Source organism: Microbacterium sp. J1-1, assembly GCF_024498615.1.
GTDB lineage: Bacteria > Actinomycetota > Actinomycetes > Actinomycetales > Microbacteriaceae > Microbacterium > Microbacterium aurugineum.
Genome location: NZ_CP089590.1, coordinates 2,942,745 through 2,961,966, shown reverse-complemented (window position 1 = coordinate 2,961,966; position 19,222 = coordinate 2,942,745). Strand labels below are relative to the sequence as shown.

Here is a 19,222-nt window from a genome sequence, read left to right as displayed (position 1 = left end):
GTCGAACCGCGCCAGAAGGCTCAGCCGGTGAAGAACGCCTGTGCGGTGCGCGTGAGGTCGTGGAGGTCGGAGACCCCGGCGAGTTCGCGGGCGGAGTGCATCGAGAGGATCGGGATGCCGACGTCCACCGTGCGGATGCCGAGGCGCGTCGCGGTGATGGGGCCGATCGTCGACCCGCAGGGCACGCTGTTGTTCGACACGAACTCCTGCGCCGTCACCCCGGCCTGCTCGCACCAGGACAGCCAGGACGCGGTGCCGACGGCATCCGTCGCGTACCGCTGGTTGGCGTTGATCTTCAGGATCGGCCCCGACCCGAGCACCGGCTGCACGACGGGGTCATGCTTGGCGGCGTAGTTGGGGTGCACGGAGTGTCCGACATCGCTCGACAGGCACCACGACGACGCGTACCCTCGGCGCCGCTCGGAGGCATCGGCGCCGAGCCCGGCATACAGGCGCTCGAGCACGTCCTCCAGGAACGGGCCGGCCGCTCCGGAGCGCGACTCGGAACCGAGCTCCTCATGGTCGAAGGCGGCGAGCACGGCGATGGGGCCGCCCGCCCTCGGCTCGTGCGTCGCGAGCGCGACCACCCCGGCGTGCACCGAGGCGAGGTCGTCGAGACGGCCGGAGGCGAAGAAGGCGTCGTCCTTGCCGAACACGGCGCCGCGTGCGCTGTCGGCGATCACCACGTCGTATCCGCGGATGTCGGCGGCCGCCACCTCGGCGGAGGCGGCGAGCTCGGCGAGGATGTCGGCTTCACTCGCGTCACCCAGGCCCCACACCGGCTGCGTCTCGACCTGCTTGTCGAGGGCGAGGCCGTTGTTGACGCCGCGGTCGAGGTGGATCGCGAGCTGCGGCAGGCGCAGGAGAGGGCCGGTGTCGGCGAGCACCACGCGTCCGTCCGCGAGGGCCAGGCGTCCGGCGAGACGCAGCTCGCGGTCGAGCCAGGAGTTCAGCAGCGGGCCGCCGTAGACCTCGACGGCGGCCTGCAGCCAGCCGCGCGACCCGGTGGTCGGCTGTGGCTTGAGCTTGAAGCCGGGGGAGTCGGTGTGGGCGCCGAAGATCTGCACGGGTGTCGTCGCCGTGGCATCCGCGGGCACCGTCCAGGCGATCGCCGCGCCGTCGCGGACCACCACATACCGCCCGCCTGCGGGTGCGGTCCAGGCGTCCTCCTCACGCAGCCGGGTGAACCCTGCGCTCTCCAGGCGTCGAGCGACCTCCGCCGCCGCGTGATAGCTCGACGGAGAAGCGGCGACGAAGTCGGCGAGATCCTCGGCGTGGGCGAGCGCGGCGGGGGTGACAGGCATGTCGTGACCTTCCTTCGGATGTGCGGTCCTTCGAGCGTAGTCCGGGCCTCCTTTCGGAATCAGCGCTACCGCGATTCCGCTCACCCGGGTTAGCCTGCCAGCGGGGGAGACGCCGGTTCGGGGTCTTCCGGGAACCGGGGAGAAACTTCACATGCGTGCGAACACACGTCTGTCCGTCCGTCGCGCCGTCGCGGCGGCCACATCGGCCTTGCTGCTGGCAGCGGGCCTCACGATCGTGACGGAGGCCGTCGCACCGACATCGGCGTCGGCAGCGCAGGATCCGACCAGCTGTCAAGGAACCGTCGCGCTCCAGAACGGCGGGTTCGAGGCGCCGGTCATCCCGAACGCCTCGGTGTCGCTGCTCAATCAGTCCCAGGTTCCCGCGTGGTTCACCACGGACACGCAGAACGCCATCGAGCTCTGGAGCAGCGGCTTCAACGGCGTCACCGCAGCCGCCGGCCGTCAGTTCGCCGAGCTCAACGCCTACAGCCCGAGCAGGCTCTTCCAGGACGTGGCGACGACGCCGGGGCAGACGCTCTCCTGGTCGCTGAAGCACCGGGGGCGCGTCGGCACCGACGTGATGCGCGTCGTGATCGGCGCGCCAACCGGCGCCCTCGTCCAGAGTGGTCCCAACCTCTCCGACGGAACCGGCGCCTGGGGCACGCACACCGGCACCTACGTCGTCCCGGCGGGCCAGACGGTGACGCGCTTCGGATTCGAGGCGGTCAGCTCCTCGGGCGGCAACGCCTCCGTCGGCAACTTCCTCGACGACATCACCTTCGGCACCGGGCCCTGCCTGATCACGACCAAGTCGGTGACCAACCTCACTCGCGGTGGCACGACCGCTGAGGTGGGCGACACGCTCCGCTACACCGTCACGACGAACAACGGCGGCGGCAACCCGGCGACGCAGTCGGTGTCGTCCGACGTGCTCGCCTCCGGGATCGACTTCGTCCCCGGCTCCCTCAAGATCATCAGCGGTGCCGGCACAGGCACCCTCACCGACGCCGCCGGCGACGACCGAGGCACCTACACCTCGGGCAACCGCACGGTGCAGGTGCGCCTCGGCGACGGCGGGAACGCCACCGTCGGCGGATCCATCGGTGTCGGCGCCAGCACGAGCTACACCTTCGACGCCAAGGTCAACGTCTCGTCCGCGGCGACCACGATCATCAACGAGGCCCGGGTGGCCTTCCGGGACAACGTGGTCGGACAGGACCGCACCTCGGTCAGCCAGGAGACCGAGACGCCGGTGAACCCGGCCGCCGATCTCGCGATCACCAAGAGCATCGACACGGATCCGCTCGTCGCCGGCGAGCCCGTCACGTTCACGATCGGGGTGACGAACAACGGACCGCAGACCGCGACGGGCGTGACCGTCACCGATCCCCTCCCCGCAGGGATGACGAACGTCACAGCCGACCCCGGAGCCGGCGCATGCACGGTCGCGGCGACGGTGACGTGCTCCGTCCCCGACCTGGCCGTCGGTCAGAGCACCCAGATACAGGTGACCGGCACGCTGTCGCCCTCGGCCGACCCCGGCGCCTCCGTGTCGAACACGGCCACGGTCACCGGTACCCGTACCGACCCGAACCTCGCGAACAACTCCGCCAGCGTGGTGAGCACGCTGTCCGCGGCTACCGACGTGTCGATCGTCAAGACCTTCTCCCCGTCCGTACCGGTCGCCGGCGAGCAGGTGACCTACACGCTCTCGGTCTTCAACGCCGGACCGTCCGAGGCGCGCAACGTCGTGGTCACCGACCCTCTGGACCCGGACACGACCTTCATCAGCGCCGATCCCGGACAGGGGACGTGCTCGGCCCAGGCGTCGCTCCTGACCTGCCAGGTGGGAACGCTCGCGCCCGGCGCCAGCTCCGTCGAGACCTTCGTGGTGGTGGAGATCAACCCCGGCGCGACGGCCGTCCTCCAGAACACCGCGTCGGTGACCACGAGCACGACCGACACGAACCCCGCCAACAACGTCTCCTCCGTCAGCTTCCAGCCCGACGTGATCGCAGACATGGCTGTCGAGAAGACGGCATCCGCGGCGCAGGTCTCCGCGGGAGACGTGATCGACTTCACGCTCGCAGTGAGCAACCTCGGAGCCTCCGACGCAGTCAACGTGGTGCTCGCCGACACGCTGCCCGAAGGGTTCAGCGTGACCGGCGTCGACGGTCCTGCGGGCGCGGACTGCATCTTCACGGCGACTTCCATCGTGTGCGACTGGGCATCGTTCCCGGTCGGCGGACCGGCGGATGTCGTCGTGCACGCCGTCGTGGCCGCGGACGCCCCGATCGGGACGGTGACGAACACCGCGGCGGTGGCAGCTCCTGCGGATGACCGCGACACGACGAACAACGCCAGCTCCGTCGATGTCGAGGTCGTGCAGAGCGCCGACCTGAGCATCCAGAAGACGGCGCCGGCCACCGGCGAGCCCGGGAGCGCCTTCACCTACGCGCTCACGGTCACGAACGACGGTCCGTCCGTCGCCCGCGGTGCCGCCGTCACCGACACCCTCCCCGCCGGATTCCTGGATGCCACGGTCGACGACCCCGGCTGCTCCATCGTCGGGGGCACCGTCGGGTGCGAACTCGGCGACATCGCGCCGGGAGGATCGGTGGTCGTCGAGGTCACCGGAACCTGGAGCACCACGGCGACCGGGGTCGTCTCGAACACCGCGACGACCACGTCGGCGACCCCCGACCCGAACACCGACAACAACACCTCGACCGCCGATGTCACGCTCGCACCGAACGCCGATGTGAGCGTCGTCAAGACCACCTCGACCCCGACGGTCCCGCTCGAGGGAACCGCGACCTTCGAGGTGACCGTGACCAACGACGGTCCGTCCGCGGCCGCCGGCGTCGTGCTGGACGAGCTCATGCCCGCCGGTTTCACACTCACCGGAGCAACGCCCTCCGTCGGCACCTGGTCGATGGAAGACGCGCAGTGGACGGTGGGGACGCTCCTGCCCGGGGAGTCGGCGACGATCACCGTGACGGCGACGGCCACCATGGAGGGCGCTCTGGTCAACACGGCTGTCGCGAGTTCACGAACGCCGGATCCGGATACGTCGAACAACACCGGCGCCGCGACGGTGACGGTGACGCCGTCGGCTGATCTGGCGATCGAGAAGACGATCTCGGCCGATCCGGCGCCGCTCAACGGCGTCGTGACCTACACGCTGGTCGTCACCAACAACGGCCCGAACCCCGCATCCTCCGTCGTCGTGTCGGACGCGCTCCCCGTCGAACTGCTGAACTCGTCGACGACCACTCCCAACTGTGCGATCACGGGATCACAGCTGGAATGCACGCAGCCGACCCTCGCCGTCGACGCCACCTTCACCGTGACCGTGACCGGGACGGTCGACCCGTCGACCGCGGGAACGGCGCTGTCGAACACGGCGACGGTGACCTCGGACACGCCGGACCCCGATACGGACGACAACACCTCGACCGTGACCGTCCCGGTATCCGGCACCCCGCAGGTCGAGCTCGTCAAGAGTGCCGGCGCTCCGACGGATACCAACGGGGACGACCGCATCGGTGCCGGCGATACCGTCGCCTACACCTTCACGATCCGCAACACCGGCGACGTCACGCTCACCAGCGCGGTCATCACCGACCCGCTTCTGGGCGGCGCTGTGGCCTGCGCGGCGTTCTCCGCACCGCTGGTGCCGGGGGCATCCGTCACCTGTGCGCCGGTCGCTTACACGCTGACGCAGGCGGACGCGGACGCGGGGACCGTGAACAACACCGCCTCGGTGACCGCGCAGTCCGCTCAGGGGCCGGCGACCGACGATGCTGAGGCGAACGTCACGATCGCGGCGACCAACAGCATCAGCCTCGCCAAGACCCCGTCGACCGTGGTCGACGTGGACAACGATTCGGCCGTCGGCGCCGGTGACACCGTGGACTACACGTTCCGGGTGACGAACAACGGGACCACGACACTGCGCGACGCCGTGATCACCGACCCGATGCTCGGCGGCACCGTCACGTGCCCCGAACTCAGCGGCGCAGAGCTCGCACCCGGGCAGTCGGTCTCGTGCACGCCGATCACCTACACGCTCACGCAGGACGACATCGACGCCGGGCTCGTGCACAACGAGGCCTCCGTCACGGCGGACGCTCCGATCGGTACGGTGACCGATGACGCGCAGGCCGACGTCGACATCACGGGGACCGCCGCGATCGAACTGCTCAAGAACGTCGGGCGGGTGCTCGACGCGAACGGCGACGGATTCATCGGTGCCGGGGATACGGTCGACTACACGTTCTCGGTGCGCAACCTCGGAACGACGACTCTGAGCGCAGTGTCGATCTCGGACCCACTGCTGGGGGCCGGCGAACTGTGCACGATCGGCACCCTCCCGCCCGGCACATCATCCGCCTGCGGCACCTTCACCTACACGCTCACGCAGGCGGACGTGGAGGCGGAGATCGTCCGCAACACGGCGACGACGACCGGCACCAGCCCCCTGGGGCCGGTCACGGACGACGCCTCGGCCGACGTCGTGATCACCGGCACGAGTGCGATCGAGCTGAGCAAGACGGCGGGTGCGATCGCGCTCGGAGCGGACGGCCGGGCCGGTGCCGGCGATACGGTCGGCTTCACCTTCACGATCCGCAACACGGGGACGACGATTCTCCGGGACATCGTGCTCGACGACCCGCCGCTCGGAGGCTCGGTCGCGTGCGCTGCGCTCGACGGACTGGCGCTCGACCCGGGCGATGAAGTGATCTGCGGGCCGGTCGACTACACGCTCACGCAACAGGATGTCGACGACGGCGTCGTGCACAACGTGGCCACTGTCGAGGGGCAGTCGCGCAACGGCAGTGCGGAAGACGATGCGGAGGTCGATGTGCCGGTCGTCGGGGCGGACGACATCGCTCTGTTGAAGTCTGCGGCGGCCGTGGTCGATGCGAACGACAGCGGACGCACGGATGCCGGTGACACGATCGCGTACACGTTCACCGTGACGAACACGGGCACCACGACCCTCTCGGATGTCACGGTCGATGACCCGCGCCTCGGCGCTGCCGTCACCTGCGATGCGACGGAGCTCGCGCCGGGGGAGTCGACGGTCTGCTCCGCCGGAGCCCCCGCGGAGCTCACGCAGGCCGAGATCGACACCGGGGAGATCGAGAACACGGCCACGGCCACGGGGACGGGCACCTCGGATGTGCCGTCCGTAGCCACCGATACCGTGGTGACCCCGCTCGCGGCACAGCCGGCCATCGCGCTGACGAAGACCGGCGGAGACTACGTCGACGTCGATCGCGACGGGAAGGTGACCGCGGGAGACACCATCGCCTTCCGGTTCACGGTCACCAACACGGGAGCAGTGACGCTGACGGACGTTCAGATCGACGACGGGAAGCTCGGCGGCCTCGTCGACTGCACGATCCCCGATCTCGCACCCGGGGCCACGGCGGACTGCGGTCCGGTGACGTACGTCCTCACGGCGGCCGATGTCGCGGCGAGCACAGTCGTCAACGTGGCGACGGTGAGCGGCATCGGCGGGACGGTGACGGTCACCGCCGCCGCGACCACGACGGTCGACCTGAACGGGCTCGCGGCCACCGGTGGCGTGATCACCGGGCTCGGCTGGGCTTTCGCCCTGCTCGCGGTCGGAGCCCTCGTACTTCTGATCGCGCGCGTTCGTCGTCGCGAGATCCAGGTCTGACCCGGCTTCTGTCGCGCGAAGCGCCCCGCTCCAGGTTCGAGCGGGGCGCTTCACGTTTCCGGGTGCTCATCACGGCACGGTAGGGTCTTCTCGATAGCGCCTAGGGTTCCGGGGTTCGCGCCCGCCTGGTCCGAGCGGCGCCACGGCACTCCTCCGCAGGAGAGCCGTCATCTGACAGGACAAAAGCCCGGAGGACCCTGTTCGTCGCGCCGTGCGTCGGACGGAAGGGTCTCGCCGTGTCGCCTCTCGCCTTCGTCCTCGTCTTCGGAGCCGCCATCGCCCACGCGGCGTGGAACATCATCGCGCACGGCATCAGCAGGGCCGGAGCGCCGTTCTTGTGGTGGGGAGCCGTCGGGAGCACCGTCGTGTGGGCCGGAGTCGTGCCGTTCACAGGCGGCCTCGGTACCGACGATGTGGGGTCCTTCGCCCTCGGTGTCGTCGTCTCGTCGATCCTTCACGTCGGCTACATGGCCGTCCTCCAGCGCGGGTATCAGAGAGGCAACCTCTCCACCGTCTACGCGACCGCCCGCGGCACCGGCCCTTTCCTCTCCGTGATCGTCGCCGTGCTGGTGCTGGGGGAGCGCCCGTCGGCGGTCGCGCTCGTGGGCGTGGCGGCGGTGATCGCCGGGGTCGTCGCCGTCGGTCTCGTCGATCGGGGCAGAGGGGCGGGGACGGGGCGGATCGACCCCGGTATCGTGTTCGGCCTGCTCACCGGCGTCGCGATCGCGATCTACACGATCTGGGACGCTCACGCGGTGCGCACGTGGGACCTCTCGCCCGTCGCGTTCATGGTCGGGACCACGGTGTTGCAAGTGCCGTTCTACTCGATCGCGGTTCGTCGCCGCTGGGGTGCGGTGTGGGCGCTCGGTCGCACGCAGTGGCGCCGCATCCTCGCTTTCGGGATCCTCTCCCCACTGTCGTACATCCTGGTGCTGACGGCGATCCAGATCGCCCCGGTCGCGCTGGTCGCACCGTTGCGCGAGGTGAGCGTCGTGCTGGTGAGCCTCTTCGGGGTCTTCGTTCTGCGGGAGTCGCGTCCGGGATGGCGGATCGCCGCATCGCTCGTGGTCGTCGCGGGGATCGTGCTGCTCGCGCTCTGAGCGTCCTGCTCCGCTCCCCGCCGAACGCATTCCGGGATATCGCGAAACACCTCCTGAACAGGCCTGTTTCGGGCTCGAAATGTCAGTGGTCGGGCGTTGAATGAGGGCATGCACCCGCTTCTGGACTCTCTCGATCAGGTGGTCACCGACCTCGATCGAGTGCTCTCCAGCGGAGCGTTGGCGGGGCAGACCGATGCCGGGCGGATGGAGGTGCTCCGCACCGCAGGAGAAGCGCTGCGGCGGGTGGAGGCGGTGATCGTGGAGGCGGTTGCATCGACCGACCAGCGGTTCTCCGACGGCTTCGGGTGCCGCTCACTGAACGAACTGCTGCAGAGGGTGCTGCGGCTCGACGCGCCGGGGGCCTCGCGAGTCGTGAAGGCAGCCTCCGCCGTGCGTCGCGAGGTGTCGTTGTCGGCGGGGGAGCGACTGCCCGCTCGGTACCCCGCGCTGCGTGAGGCACTCCTCGACGGTGCGATCGGCGTGACCGGCGTACTCGCGGCCACGACCCCGATCGATCAGGCGGGCGATCGCATCGGTACCGCGGAGCGGCTGGTGGCCGACGCGGCGCTGGCAGACATCGCCCGCGGCTACCCCACTGCGGACGACGTCGCGGATGCCGACTCCGCGCCGCCCGCGACACCCGACGACCTTCGTCAGTTCGCGCAGGTGCTGGCCATGACGCTCGATCCGGATGGCGCTGAGCCGTCCAACCTCCGGGCACAGCAGCAGCGGTTCGTGACGGTCGGGCGCCTCCGCGACGGGGTGCATCCGCTGCGAGGCAATCTGCTGCCGGATGCCGCGGCGCAGCTGCAGCTGATCCTCGACGCGCAGTGCAATCCGAAGACCGGCGCTCCGGTTCCGCCCGGCGTCGTCTTCCGCGACTCCGAGGGAGAAGCGCCGGACGCTGAGCCGTGGAACACGGATCCGCGGCACGTGATCGACGGGCGCTCCGCGGCGCAGAAGCGACATGATGCGCTGACCGTCGCGTTGGGGATCGCAGCGCGCCATGACGAGATGCCGAGCCTGGGCGGCGCCGCCCCGACTCTGGTCGTGCAGGTGGGGGCCGAAAGTGTGGCGACCGGCACCGGATGGGCCACGATCGCGAACACGCAGGCGCCGGTCCCTCTCGGAGTGGCTTCGCAGGTCGCGTGCGCGGGAGCGATCCAGCGTGTCCTCACCGACGAGGGGCGGATCATCGGCGTGACGGTCAGCGATCGGGTGTTCACCGTGCACCAGCGGCGCGCGATCGTCGCGCGCGACGGGGAGTGCCTGATTCCGGGGTGCCACGTTCCCGCGTCCTGGTGCGAGATCCACCACGTGGTCGAACATGCCCGGGGTGGCCCCACCCAGACCGACAACGGCGTGCCGTTGTGCTGGTGGCATCACCGTTCGCTGGAGACCTCCGGATGGGAGATCAGGATGAGCGAGGGGCTTCCGCAGATCCGCGGTCCCGCGTGGTGGGATCCGGGGCGTCGCTGGCGCGCTCCCCATCGTCCGGTTCCGTCGAGCGTTGCGGGGACATGCCTCGCTCAGTGATCGCCGTCTCTCAGTGATCGGCGTCTCTCAGTGATCGGCGTCGCGGAAGAACGCATTCCGGTATATCGCCAAATCCCTCATTTTGCACGCCCTATAGCAGTTATCCTTGCTGCATGTCAAGCTTTGAACTTCTTCCGAACGAGGGCGCCGCGACCGGCTTCGGCTACCGCGTCGACTACCGCCCCCCCTTCCCCATGGCCACCGTGGGTCTTGCCGCCGGCGCGTCGATGGCAGCCCAGGCCGGGGCGATGGTCTCGATGAGCGCGTCCGTCGAACTCACCTCCAAGATGGAGGGCGGGATCATGGGGGCGATCAAGCGCTCCGCCGCCGGCCGCTCGGCGTTCGTCTCCACCTTTACCGCGGGACGTGAAGGCGGTGAGGTCGTGCTCGCACCGGCCACCCTCGGCGATGTCGTCCCCGTACGGCTCGACGGGGAGTACCTCATCGCGGCCTCGGGCTACCTGGCCAGCGAACCGGCGATCGACATCGACACCCGGTGGGGCGGCTCCGCGGGTTTCTTCGGTAGCAACAGCCTGTTCATCCTGCGTGCGAGCGGCTCCGGAGTGATGTTCCTGACGGCGTTCGGAGCGCTCCACCAGAAGAAGCTCGCTGCGGGCGAGGAGTACATCGTCGACACGGGGCACGTTGTGGCCTGGGACTCGAGCCTGAAGTACAAGACCAAGAAGGCTGCGAGCAGCCTGTTCCGCTCGGTCACCTCCGCCGAAGGGCTGGTCGCGCACTTCACGGGGCCGGGCGTCGTTCTGATGCAGACCCGGAACGTCGAGGCCTTCGCAGGTTCGCTGAGCCCCTTCATCGGTGCGTCCAGCGGCTCCGGCGGCGACACCGTCAGCATCTTCGGCTGACGCCACTCGCCGCTGAGCCCCGCGTCCCTTCTGTCGACCGAGTGTCGAGGGGAGGGACGCGCTGATTTTCAGCGGAAGTTGACGAGGCCGGCGTGCGCGGCCGTGACCAGGATCTGCACCCGGTCGCGCAGGTGCCACTTCGACATCATGCGTCCGAGGTGGGCCTTCACCGTCCCCTCGGAGACGATCAGTGCTTTGGCGATCTCGGCGTTTGACATGCCCTTCGCGAGGCACTGGAGCACCTCCGCCTCCCTCTCAGTGAGAGGTTCGAGGGCATCCACATCGGCGGTCGCCGGGGTGGAGTCGCGGACGTGCTTGATGAGCATCGATGCGATTCGCGGGGAGAGTGAGCTCGCTCCGCTGTGCACCTCGCGCACCCCGATGACGATCTCTTCGGCGCTGGAGTCTTTGAGGAGGTAGCCGGAGGCGCCTGCGCTCAGCATGGGGAGGACCGTGTCACTCCCGTCCAGCGTCGTCACGGCGAGCACTCGGACGTGCGGCCAACGTTCGGCGATCACCCCCGTGGCCTCGATGCCGTCCATCTCGGGCATCTGCACGTCCATCATCACGACGTCGGGCTGCTCGCGCTCGACGGTGGCGATCGCCTCGAGTCCGTCCTCCGCCTGGGCGATGACGGTGATCTCGGGGTCACGGGAGACGAAGTGAGACAGCGCCGAGCGGACCAGCGGATCGTCGTCGACGATCAGGACACGGATTTCCTGCATAGAGGGAAGCCTAACGGCGTGAGCGGCTCGACGACCGCATGTAGACCTTTGGCTAAAAAGGTCTGGACTTGAGGCAGATGTGCCCCGGGAAGATCACCGAGAAGATGAATACAGACATCGACGAACGACTACATAATGGAGGTGAACGCAATGACTTTCTGGCAGCAGGTTGGCAAGTTTTTTGGTCTCGTCCGCTAGCGTACCTGGCGAATAGGAGATAGTGAAGTATGGCCTTCGACCAGTCCCCCCGACGATCTGCGGATTCGTTCCGGTTGGGTCGAGGCGAGAAGCTCAGCACGATCGAGCGGATCGTCGTCCTGGTCATACTCGGCATCACCATCGCCACCGACGTCATAGGCTTCTTCACCACGCCGGGTGTGAACCCGGCCGCCCTGGTGGTGAGCGTCGCATCCACTGCAGCGTTCGCCCTCTATCTCTGGAAGCCGCTCCTCGCGACATGCGCCCTCGGCGTCGTGTTCGCGTCATCATTTCTCGTGGGAACTGAGTCCCAGGTTCTGACCGCCGCCGCAGTCGCGTCGGGTCTGGTCATGAGGCTGGGGTGGACTTCCCTGATCCTCGCCTACACCGGTGCGTTCCTCATCGCGACAGCAGTCGTCGCCTACGGCGACGCTGACGCCGATGTGAATGTTGGTCTCTTCCTCGTCTTCGCCACGGTGGCCGGAGCCGTCGGGTTCGCCCTTCGGCTCGCGTTCGCCCGTGGCAGCCGCCTTGAGCGCGAACTCCAGGCGGCGGCCGAACAGGAGCGCCAAGCAGTACTCGCCGAGCGGCGCTGGATCGCCGGTGAGTTGCATGACAGCATCGCTCACCACCTCACGGTGGTGTCGTTGCACGTGCAGATGCTCGAAGACCCCCAGACAAGTACAGATTCGCAAGAGGCGATTCGCGTCGCCGCGCGCAAGGCGATGACCGATCTCCGGTTCGTGATCGAACTCGCCGACGACGGGCCACAATCCTCCAGCGTGCAGACCGGTGACCTCGCTGCGGCGATCGACGAGGCCCAAGAAGAATTCGAGGCTGCAGGTCACTTCGTGGACCGCGTGGGAGATCCTCGTGACGAGCGCATCCCGCGTGCGGTCGAGATCGTCCTCGCGCGCATCACGCGCGAGTCCGCCACGAACATCCTGAAGTACGCCGGCCCCGGCGAAGTGCAGATGCACCTCGCGGTCGACGACGAGGTCGCGCATCTCATCCTCCGGAGTCCTCTCCCGACCACCCCACGCCGGGAGCTCTCCTCGAGCCGTACGGGTCTCACCCGCATGGCGGAGCGCGTGATGGGAGCGAGTGGACAGTTCAGTGCCGGCGAAGAGGAAGGATCCTGGGTCGTGTCGGCCCGCCTTCCGGTCGTCTGATGCTCTAGAGTGTGTGAGCACGCTTCGTCGATGACCGCAAAATCTGGACAAAAGTCTAGATAGACCTCGACGTTCGGCCCTACGTTCCGGGTTGAGTCTCTCCGTATTCTGGAGGCTCCCCAGATAAAGCGTCCCCAGCGCTGCGATCGCGAGCGCGGTCTTTCTGGCTTCTGAAACACTTTGCGCGCTCGCGATCGCCATCTGCGCTAACGGGCGATCTTCCGGCCCCGTTCTGGCCCCGGGCTACGCGCCCACCGCTCGCATGTAGTGCCCATCGGTGGAGATTCCCGACGCGGCGACGGTGAAACGTACGACCTCGCTCAGGTAGCGGTCCTCCGACGCCTCGAAGATCCGTCCCTCCGCGTCGCGCGAGGTGCGGGTGAGGCGCAGGATCGGCGTGCCGCGTGGAACGCGCAGGAGTGCGGCATCCTGGTCATCCGCCGCGACTGCGTCGATCACGTGCTCCAGGGTGACGATGGGGTGTCCCACCGACGCCAGATACTCGGTGATTGAGACCTCATCCAGGTTCACCTCGAACAGGTGACGCCCCGCGACCTCGGTGTAGTTGAGGCGCTCGAGCATGGTTGGGCGCCCGTCGAGGAAGCGCAGTCGCACGACGCTCACGATGGTGTCGCTCTCGTCGACGCCGAGCACCGCCCCCAGGGCGCCGGCGCGCCGCAGGCTCAGCTCCTGGGTCTGGGCGCCGGGGGACACCCCGAGTTCGCGCGCCCAACGTGTGAACGGCACCGACACGTCCACCGCCTGATTGGCCTTGCGCGCCACCACGCGCGCGGGGCGGCCGCGCGTCGTCTCGATCAGGCCCTCTGCGCGCAGAGCCGCCAACGCGTTGCGGATCGGGCCGCGCGAGGTCTGCCACCTCTGCGCGAGCTCCGCCTCGGTCGGGACGTCGTCTCCTGGGCGCAACCCGCCGTCGGCGATCCGAGCGCGGAGGTCGTCAGCGATCTGGGTGTACACAGCTTCAGCCACATAGGTACATTACTTCGTCATGCCCACCCACGCGATCGCGTTCCAGGAGCGTTCATCCAGGCGAATGGCCGGTAAACGAGTTCTGAACTCTTCCGAGTTAGGTACATATCTCGATGCGGTACCTGTCAGAGTCTTCCGTGGATCACCCCTCCCACTCTGAAAGGTCCTCATGAAGCTTCGCGCTTTCCCCGCCCTCGCCGGTGTCGCGATCCTCGCGCTCGGTCTCGCCGCCTGTTCGGGCTCGGCTGAGGCGACCGGTGCCTCGGGCGCCGACGGGTCGTCCTCTGCGAGCGGATTCGCGGTCGACGAGAACACGCTCGTCTTCGGCGTCGTGCCCGACTCGGTCGACACCGAGACCAACTACCAGCCGCTGATGGACTACATCGCCGACCTCACGGGCAAGTCCGTCGAGTACCACGAGTCGACCGACTACGCGGCGCTCATCGAGGCCGCCGTGGCCGGCAAGGTCGACGTGGCGTCGTTCTCGGGCTTCACCTACGTCACCGCCACCAACAACGGCGCCAAACTCACTCCCATCTCCTCGATCGTGACCGAAGAGGGCCAGGAGCCGGGCTATTACTCGCAGGCGATCGTCCCCGCAGACAGCGACATCACGAGCATCGACGGTTTCAAGGGCAAGAAGGTCTGCTTCGTCGACCCGTCCTCGACCTCGGGCTACCTGTTCCCGTCGTACAACCTGCTCGAGGCCGGCATCGACCCGAAGGCCGACATCACCCCGGTCTTCGCCGGCAAGCACGACGTCAGCGTCACCAAGGTCGGCGAGGGTGTCGAGTGCGAGGCGGGCTTCGCCGAGGACTCCGAAGTCGAGAAGTCGGACAAGGTGAAGGTCATCGACGAGACCATGGTGCCCGGTGCACCGCTCGTCTACTCGTCCACGCTCCCCGACGACGTCTCGAAGAAGCTCATCGACGGACTCTCCGAGATCACGATCGACGACATCATCGCCGCAGGCATCGACAGCGCCGACACCGACTCCTTCCGCAGTGTGTTCTACGCCACGAAGCCGGTCGACGACGCGTACTACGACCTGATCCGCGACATCTGCAAGGAGACCGAAGCGGAGCAGTGCAAGGCCTGAGCCCGGCCTGACCACCTCGCCTCATCGGCGCCCTCCGTCCCGTCCGCCTCGCACGGACGAGACGGAGGGCACCACCGCACGACTCACCACACCACAGGAGCCACGACATGACCGCCTCGGCATCCGACGCCCTCATCCGCCTCGATGGCGTGACGAAGACCTTCGGGACGACCACTGCGTTGCAGGACGCCTCGCTGGAGGTGTCCCGCGGCGAGATCGTCGTGCTTCTCGGGCTCTCCGGCTCGGGCAAGTCGACCCTGCTGCGCCACCTCGACGGCCTCGAGATCCCCACCTCGGGCTCGGTCGAGGTGTTGGGAGCCGAGGTCCCCTCGCTCAAGGGACGGGCACTGCGCGACCTCCGCAGCCGCGTGGGCTTCATCTTCCAGCAGTTCGAGCTCGTGCCCTCGCTCACGGTGCTCGAGAACGTCCTCACCGGTTCGCTCTCCGACCTGCGCGGACCGCGCCTCGGGCTTTGGGGTTACTCGCGAGCCGCGAAGGTCACCGCACTCGAGCACCTCGACCGGGTCGGACTGCTCGACCGCGCGTACCAGCGCAGCGACATCCTCTCGGGGGGACAGCAGCAGCGGGTGGCCATCGCCCGTGCCCTCATGCAGAAGCCCGACATCCTGCTCGCCGACGAACCGGTCGCCTCGCTCGACCCGGAGTCGAGTGAGCAGGTGATGGCACTGATCCGCGAGATCGCCGCCGACGAGGGACTCACCGTCGTGTGCAGCCTGCACCAGGTCGACCTCGCGATCAGCTGGGCCGACCGCATCGTCGGACTCCGCCACGGCGAGGTCGTGCTTGACACCCCGACCGGCGACCTCACCAAGGCCGAGGTCATGGAGATCTACGGCCGCGTCGCCACCACGACCGCCGAGATCCGTGCCGTCCAGGAAGAACTCGTCGAGGCGGCAGCACAGGTGGCCGCATCATGACGGCTCTCGACGCGTCGACGGACTCCTCGACGCGGGGCGGCGGGGCGGCTTCTCGGCAGGCGGGACAGGTGAGGGAGCGCGCCCCGAAGCGGGTGGTCTCCCCGGAACGCATCGCCGCATCCCTCACCCTTGTCGCGCTCCTGGTCCTCGGCATCCTCGCCGTCCGTGACGTCGGCATCTCGATCCCCGCCATGGTGCAGAGCTGGGGCAACGCCGAGAACTTCATGGTCCGCATCGGCGGACTCACGTTCCCCGCGCCCGGGGATCTCGTCTGGCTGATCGCACTCACCGTCGGTCTCGTGCTCGTCGGAACCCTGCTCGCCGCGGTTCTCTCGGTGCCGATCGCCTACCTCGCCGCGTCCAACACGACTCCGGGCAACGGCTGGCGGGCCGCCGCACGATTCATCGGCGTGCTCACCCGTGCGCTCCCCGATGTGGTCCTCGCGATGGCGTTCGTGCTGATGTTCTCGCTCGGCACCCTTCCCGGCATCCTCGCCATCGGCATCCACTCGATCGGCATGATCTCGAAGATGTTCGCCGATGCGATCGAGCAGATCGACGAGGGCCCCCGTCTCGCGATCCGTGCGGCGGGCGGTTCGAAGATGCAGGAGTTCTCTGCGGGGATCCTCCCGCAGGTGCTGCCCAGCTGGGTGGCCACCGTGCTGCATCGCAACGACATCAACCTGCGAGGCAGCGTCGTGCTCGGCTACGTCGGGGTGGCCGGTCTGGGCCTGGAGATGTCGTACGCCTTCAAGTCGCTGAACTACGGCAAGGGTCTCGGCATCGCGCTCGTCATCTTCCTCCTGTGCATCGCGATGGAGGTCATCTCGAGCATGGTCCGCGGCGCGATGCTGGGCGAGCAGAGGCACACCCGCTCGTGGATCGACCGGATCCTCCACCCGCGCCTCGGAGCGAACACCGCAACCGCGCCGGTCGGTCGCCCCGCCTGGGCCACGAGCCCCGAGACCGCCGTGCGTCGGCCCTGGACCGCCCGACGGGTGCGCCACACCGTCGCCGGCGTCGTGGCGGTGCTCGTCGTCATCGGCAGCATCGTGGTCAGCCAGATCAACTGGATGGACCTGATCACCTTCTGGGCCAAGCTGCCCGAGGTCGCCGCGCTGTTCTGGCCGCCCTCCTTCGGGAACTACGACGCGAGCGCCATGTTCGAGGCGATGCGGGAGACCGTCGCGATCGCGCTGGCCGCCACGGTGCTCACCCTCCTCCCTTCGCTCGTGCTCGGCTCGCTCGCCGCCCGCAACGTCGCGCCGAACTCCGGAGCACGGGGGACGGCACGACTCCTGCTCGTCGGCATCCGCGGCATCCCGGAGCTGATCCTGGCGATCGTGCTCGTCGTGATCACGGGGCTCGGCGCGCAGGCTGGCGTCATCGCCCTCGCGATCGGAGGGATCGGGCTCCTCGGCAAGCTCATCGCCGACTCGTTCGAAGAGGTGGATCGCGGACCCGAGCGCGCCCTCCGGGCCGTCGGGGCGACGCGTCTGCAGACCTACGCCTCGGCCACGGTGCCGCAGGGGATCCAGGCGCTGATCGGTCACAGCTTCTACATGCTCGACACGAACATCCGTGCGGCGACCATCCTCGGGATCGTCGGTGGCGGTGGGGTCGGCTACTACCTGCTCAACGCGAGCCAGGGTTCGCGCTACGAGACCGTGACGGCGATCGTGCTGATGATCCTCGCCACCGTGCTCGTCGTCGAAGGCCTCGCCATGTGGATGCGGAAGGTGTTCCGATGAACCCGGATCGCTCTGCGGACTCTGCGGACGTCGTGGTGGTCGGGGCCGGGATCGTCGGTCTCGGCGCGGCCTACGCGGCGGTCCGTCGCGGGCTGCGGGTGATGGTGGTCGACCGCACCGATGCACCGGTCGGCGCCACGATCCGCAACTTCGGACACCTCTGCATCGGAGCGCAGGGCGGCGAGGCCCGGCGGTATGCCGACGCCTCGCGCGAGCTGTGGCTGCGCCTCTCCCAGGACGCGGGCTTCTGGCTGCGCGAGTCGGGAACGCTGGTCGCCGCCCGCCACGACGACGAGATCGCGGTGCTCGAGGCGGCCGCTCACGACGGCGGGATCCGGATGCTCGAGGCCGACGAGCTCCTGCAACTCGCACCGCTGCGCGCCCAGGGCTTGGTCGGCGGCGCACACATCGAGAGCGACCTGCAGACCGATCCGCGCACGGCGGCGTCTGCGATCGTCCGCCACCTCGCAGCCCTCGGCGTGGACTTCCGCTTCCGCACCGGCGTGACCGGAGTCGGGCGCGGCCGGGTCGACACCACCCGCGGGCCCCTCACCTGCGGCAGCGTGGTCGTCGCCGTGAACCACGACATCGACCAGCTGCTGCCCGAAGTGGCCGAACGGCACGGGATCGTCCGCTGCGCCCTCGACATGATGCGGGCGGCCGTGTCGTTCCGGCATCCGCTCGCGGCGCCCTTGCTCACCGGATGGTCGCTCGTGCGGTACGGGCGCTTCTCCGACGGACCGGAGGCCGCCGTGCTGCGCGAACGTCTCCACGCGGAACGGCCTGATCTCGCCGCGCTCGACCTGAACCAGATGTACACACAGCTCCCCGACGGCACGCTCATCATCGGGGACTCGCACGCGACCGCCGCGGCTCCTTCGCCGTTCCAGCCCGAGGCCGCCTTCACCGCGTTCCTCACCGAGGCGGAAGCGCTGTTCGATGCGCCGGCGCCGCGGGTGATCGAACGCTGGCAGGGCGTGTACGCCAAGGGTCGGCAGGAGTTCCTGATCGATCGGGGCGACGACGGTGTGCTCGTGCTCGCCGCCACGACCGGGATCGGGATGACCACGGGCCTGGGTCTCGCGGAACACAATCTCACCGCCGCCTTCGGATGGGCGGCAGCAAGGGAAGGAACAACATGACCACTCCCATCGAACTCGTCGTCCTCGACATGGCGGGAACCACGGTGCTCGACGACGGCGTCGTGGAGCAGGCGTTCCAACGCGCGGCCGAGCGCACGGGCGTCGCGGATCGGATGCCGTGGGCGGAGGCACTCGACCACGTGCGTGCGACGATGGGGCAGTCGAAGATCGACGTCTTCACGTACCTCTCCGGCGGCGATGCCGACGCCGCGGCACGGGCGACCGCGGCCTTCGAGGGCGCTTACGCCGAGATCATCACCGAGCAGGGCGTCTCCGAGATCCCCGGTGCGGCGGACGCCATCCAGGGCCTCAAAGACGCCGGACTGCGGGTCGCGCTGACCACGGGCTTCGCTCCGATCACCCGAGAGGCCCTGCTCGACGGTCTCGGTTGGCGCGGCCTCGTCGACCTCGCGCTGTCGCCGATCGATGCCGGACGCGGTCGCCCCGCTCCCGACCTCGTGCTCACGGCGCTGCTGCGCACGCAGACCTCGTCGGTCTCCGCGGTCGCCGTCGCGGGCGACACCGTCAGCGATGTCGAGTCCGGACGCCGGGCCGGCGCCGGCTTCGTCGCCGGTGTGCTGACCGGTGCCCATGATCGACCGGCCTTGAGCGCAGCGGGCGCCGATGCCGTGCTCGCCGACGTCACCGCGTTGCGCGGAGTGCTCGCCCAGCGCGAGCTGCTTCCGCTCGTCACGACCTCCTGAGAGACCGTGAC

The 19,222-nt window shown here is 68.7% G+C and carries 13 protein-coding genes; 10 read left to right on the top strand and 3 right to left on the bottom strand.

Annotated features, from left to right (window positions below):
- Window positions 1–20: 20 nt before the first annotated feature.
- The gene (locus tag LRQ07_RS14400) at window positions 21–1,304 is read right to left on the bottom strand and encodes a M18 family aminopeptidase (RefSeq protein WP_232763471.1); all 1,284 of its coding nucleotides are present in this window, start codon (window positions 1,302–1,304) and stop codon (window positions 21–23) included.
- Between the two features lie 151 nt (window positions 1,305–1,455).
- On the opposite strand from LRQ07_RS14400, the gene LRQ07_RS14395 reads away from it, so the two are divergent.
- From LRQ07_RS14395 to LRQ07_RS14380, 4 genes are all read left to right on the top strand, one after another.
- Window positions 1,456–6,996 carry a DUF11 domain-containing protein gene (locus tag LRQ07_RS14395; protein WP_256535012.1) on the top strand — a complete coding sequence of 1,847 codons (5,541 nt, stop codon included), beginning with the start codon at window positions 1,456–1,458 and terminating at the stop codon, window positions 6,994–6,996.
- Between the two features lie 236 nt (window positions 6,997–7,232).
- Window positions 7,233–8,096, top strand: a complete 864-nt coding sequence (locus LRQ07_RS14390) for an EamA family transporter (RefSeq protein WP_256535011.1) — start codon at window positions 7,233–7,235, stop codon at window positions 8,094–8,096.
- A gap of 108 nt (window positions 8,097–8,204) precedes the next feature.
- Entirely contained in the window at window positions 8,205–9,632 is a 1,428-nt protein-coding gene (locus tag LRQ07_RS14385) for an HNH endonuclease signature motif containing protein (protein ID WP_256535010.1), read from the top strand.
- Window positions 9,633–9,745: 113 nt separating this feature from the next.
- A complete protein-coding gene (locus LRQ07_RS14380; RefSeq protein ID WP_256535009.1) occupies window positions 9,746–10,495 on the top strand; it encodes a TIGR00266 family protein in 750 nt (249 codons plus the stop codon).
- A gap of 68 nt (window positions 10,496–10,563) precedes the next feature.
- Here the strand turns inward: LRQ07_RS14380 and LRQ07_RS14375 are convergent, their stop codons facing one another.
- Window positions 10,564–11,220 (bottom strand): response regulator, encoded by a 657-nt coding sequence (locus LRQ07_RS14375; protein WP_227991794.1) that lies wholly within the window; start codon window positions 11,218–11,220, stop codon window positions 10,564–10,566.
- Window positions 11,221–11,447: 227 nt separating this feature from the next.
- Between LRQ07_RS14375 and LRQ07_RS14370 the strand changes: the two genes are divergently transcribed.
- Entirely contained in the window at window positions 11,448–12,590 is a 1,143-nt protein-coding gene (locus tag LRQ07_RS14370) for a sensor histidine kinase (RefSeq protein ID WP_256535008.1), read from the top strand.
- Between the two features lie 243 nt (window positions 12,591–12,833).
- Here LRQ07_RS14370 and LRQ07_RS14365 read toward each other — a convergent pair whose 3' ends face one another.
- Window positions 12,834–13,577, bottom strand: a complete 744-nt coding sequence (locus LRQ07_RS14365) for a GntR family transcriptional regulator (RefSeq protein WP_256535007.1) — start codon at window positions 13,575–13,577, stop codon at window positions 12,834–12,836.
- A 169-nt stretch (window positions 13,578–13,746) separates the two neighbouring features.
- On the opposite strand from LRQ07_RS14365, the gene LRQ07_RS14360 reads away from it, so the two are divergent.
- The 5 genes from LRQ07_RS14360 to LRQ07_RS14340 all read left to right on the top strand — a co-directional run bounded on the left by LRQ07_RS14360 (window position 13,747) and on the right by LRQ07_RS14340 (window position 19,211).
- Entirely contained in the window at window positions 13,747–14,676 is a 930-nt protein-coding gene (locus LRQ07_RS14360) for a phosphate/phosphite/phosphonate ABC transporter substrate-binding protein (protein WP_256535006.1), read from the top strand.
- A gap of 107 nt (window positions 14,677–14,783) precedes the next feature.
- Window positions 14,784–15,614 (top strand): phosphonate ABC transporter ATP-binding protein, encoded by an 831-nt coding sequence (gene phnC, locus LRQ07_RS14355; protein WP_256535005.1) that lies wholly within the window; start codon window positions 14,784–14,786, stop codon window positions 15,612–15,614.
- Window positions 15,611–17,365: a PhnE/PtxC family ABC transporter permease gene (locus LRQ07_RS14350; protein ID WP_256535004.1), complete on the top strand. Its 1,755-nt coding sequence runs from the start codon at window positions 15,611–15,613 to the stop codon at window positions 17,363–17,365. The genes phnC and LRQ07_RS14350 overlap by 4 nt, the downstream gene beginning before the upstream one ends.
- Window positions 17,362–18,507: a TIGR03364 family FAD-dependent oxidoreductase gene (locus tag LRQ07_RS14345; RefSeq protein WP_256535003.1), complete on the top strand. Its 1,146-nt coding sequence runs from the start codon at window positions 17,362–17,364 to the stop codon at window positions 18,505–18,507. Before LRQ07_RS14350 ends, LRQ07_RS14345 begins: the two co-directional genes overlap by 4 nt.
- The gene (locus LRQ07_RS14340; RefSeq protein ID WP_256535002.1) at window positions 18,504–19,211 is read left to right on the top strand and encodes a phosphonatase-like hydrolase; all 708 of its coding nucleotides are present in this window, start codon (window positions 18,504–18,506) and stop codon (window positions 19,209–19,211) included. Before LRQ07_RS14345 ends, LRQ07_RS14340 begins: the two co-directional genes overlap by 4 nt.
- Window positions 19,212–19,222 lie beyond the last annotated feature (11 nt).

Coding starts and splice junctions, on each gene's coding strand:
- LRQ07_RS14345 (WP_256535003.1), top strand. CDS start 17,362: ATGAACCCGGATCGCTCTGCGGACTCTGCGGACGTCGTGGTGGTCGGG.
- LRQ07_RS14370 (WP_256535008.1), top strand. CDS start 11,448: ATGGCCTTCGACCAGTCCCCCCGACGATCTGCGGATTCGTTCCGGTTG.
- LRQ07_RS14350 (WP_256535004.1), top strand. CDS start 15,611: ATGACGGCTCTCGACGCGTCGACGGACTCCTCGACGCGGGGCGGCGGG.
- LRQ07_RS14380 (WP_256535009.1), top strand. CDS start 9,746: ATGTCAAGCTTTGAACTTCTTCCGAACGAGGGCGCCGCGACCGGCTTC.
- LRQ07_RS14400 (WP_232763471.1), bottom strand. CDS start 1,304: ATGCCTGTCACCCCCGCCGCGCTCGCCCACGCCGAGGATCTCGCCGAC.
- phnC (WP_256535005.1), top strand. CDS start 14,784: ATGACCGCCTCGGCATCCGACGCCCTCATCCGCCTCGATGGCGTGACG.
- LRQ07_RS14360 (WP_256535006.1), top strand. CDS start 13,747: ATGAAGCTTCGCGCTTTCCCCGCCCTCGCCGGTGTCGCGATCCTCGCG.
- LRQ07_RS14385 (WP_256535010.1), top strand. CDS start 8,205: ATGCACCCGCTTCTGGACTCTCTCGATCAGGTGGTCACCGACCTCGAT.
- LRQ07_RS14375 (WP_227991794.1), bottom strand. CDS start 11,220: ATGCAGGAAATCCGTGTCCTGATCGTCGACGACGATCCGCTGGTCCGC.
- LRQ07_RS14340 (WP_256535002.1), top strand. CDS start 18,504: ATGACCACTCCCATCGAACTCGTCGTCCTCGACATGGCGGGAACCACG.
- LRQ07_RS14395 (WP_256535012.1), top strand. CDS start 1,456: ATGCGTGCGAACACACGTCTGTCCGTCCGTCGCGCCGTCGCGGCGGCC.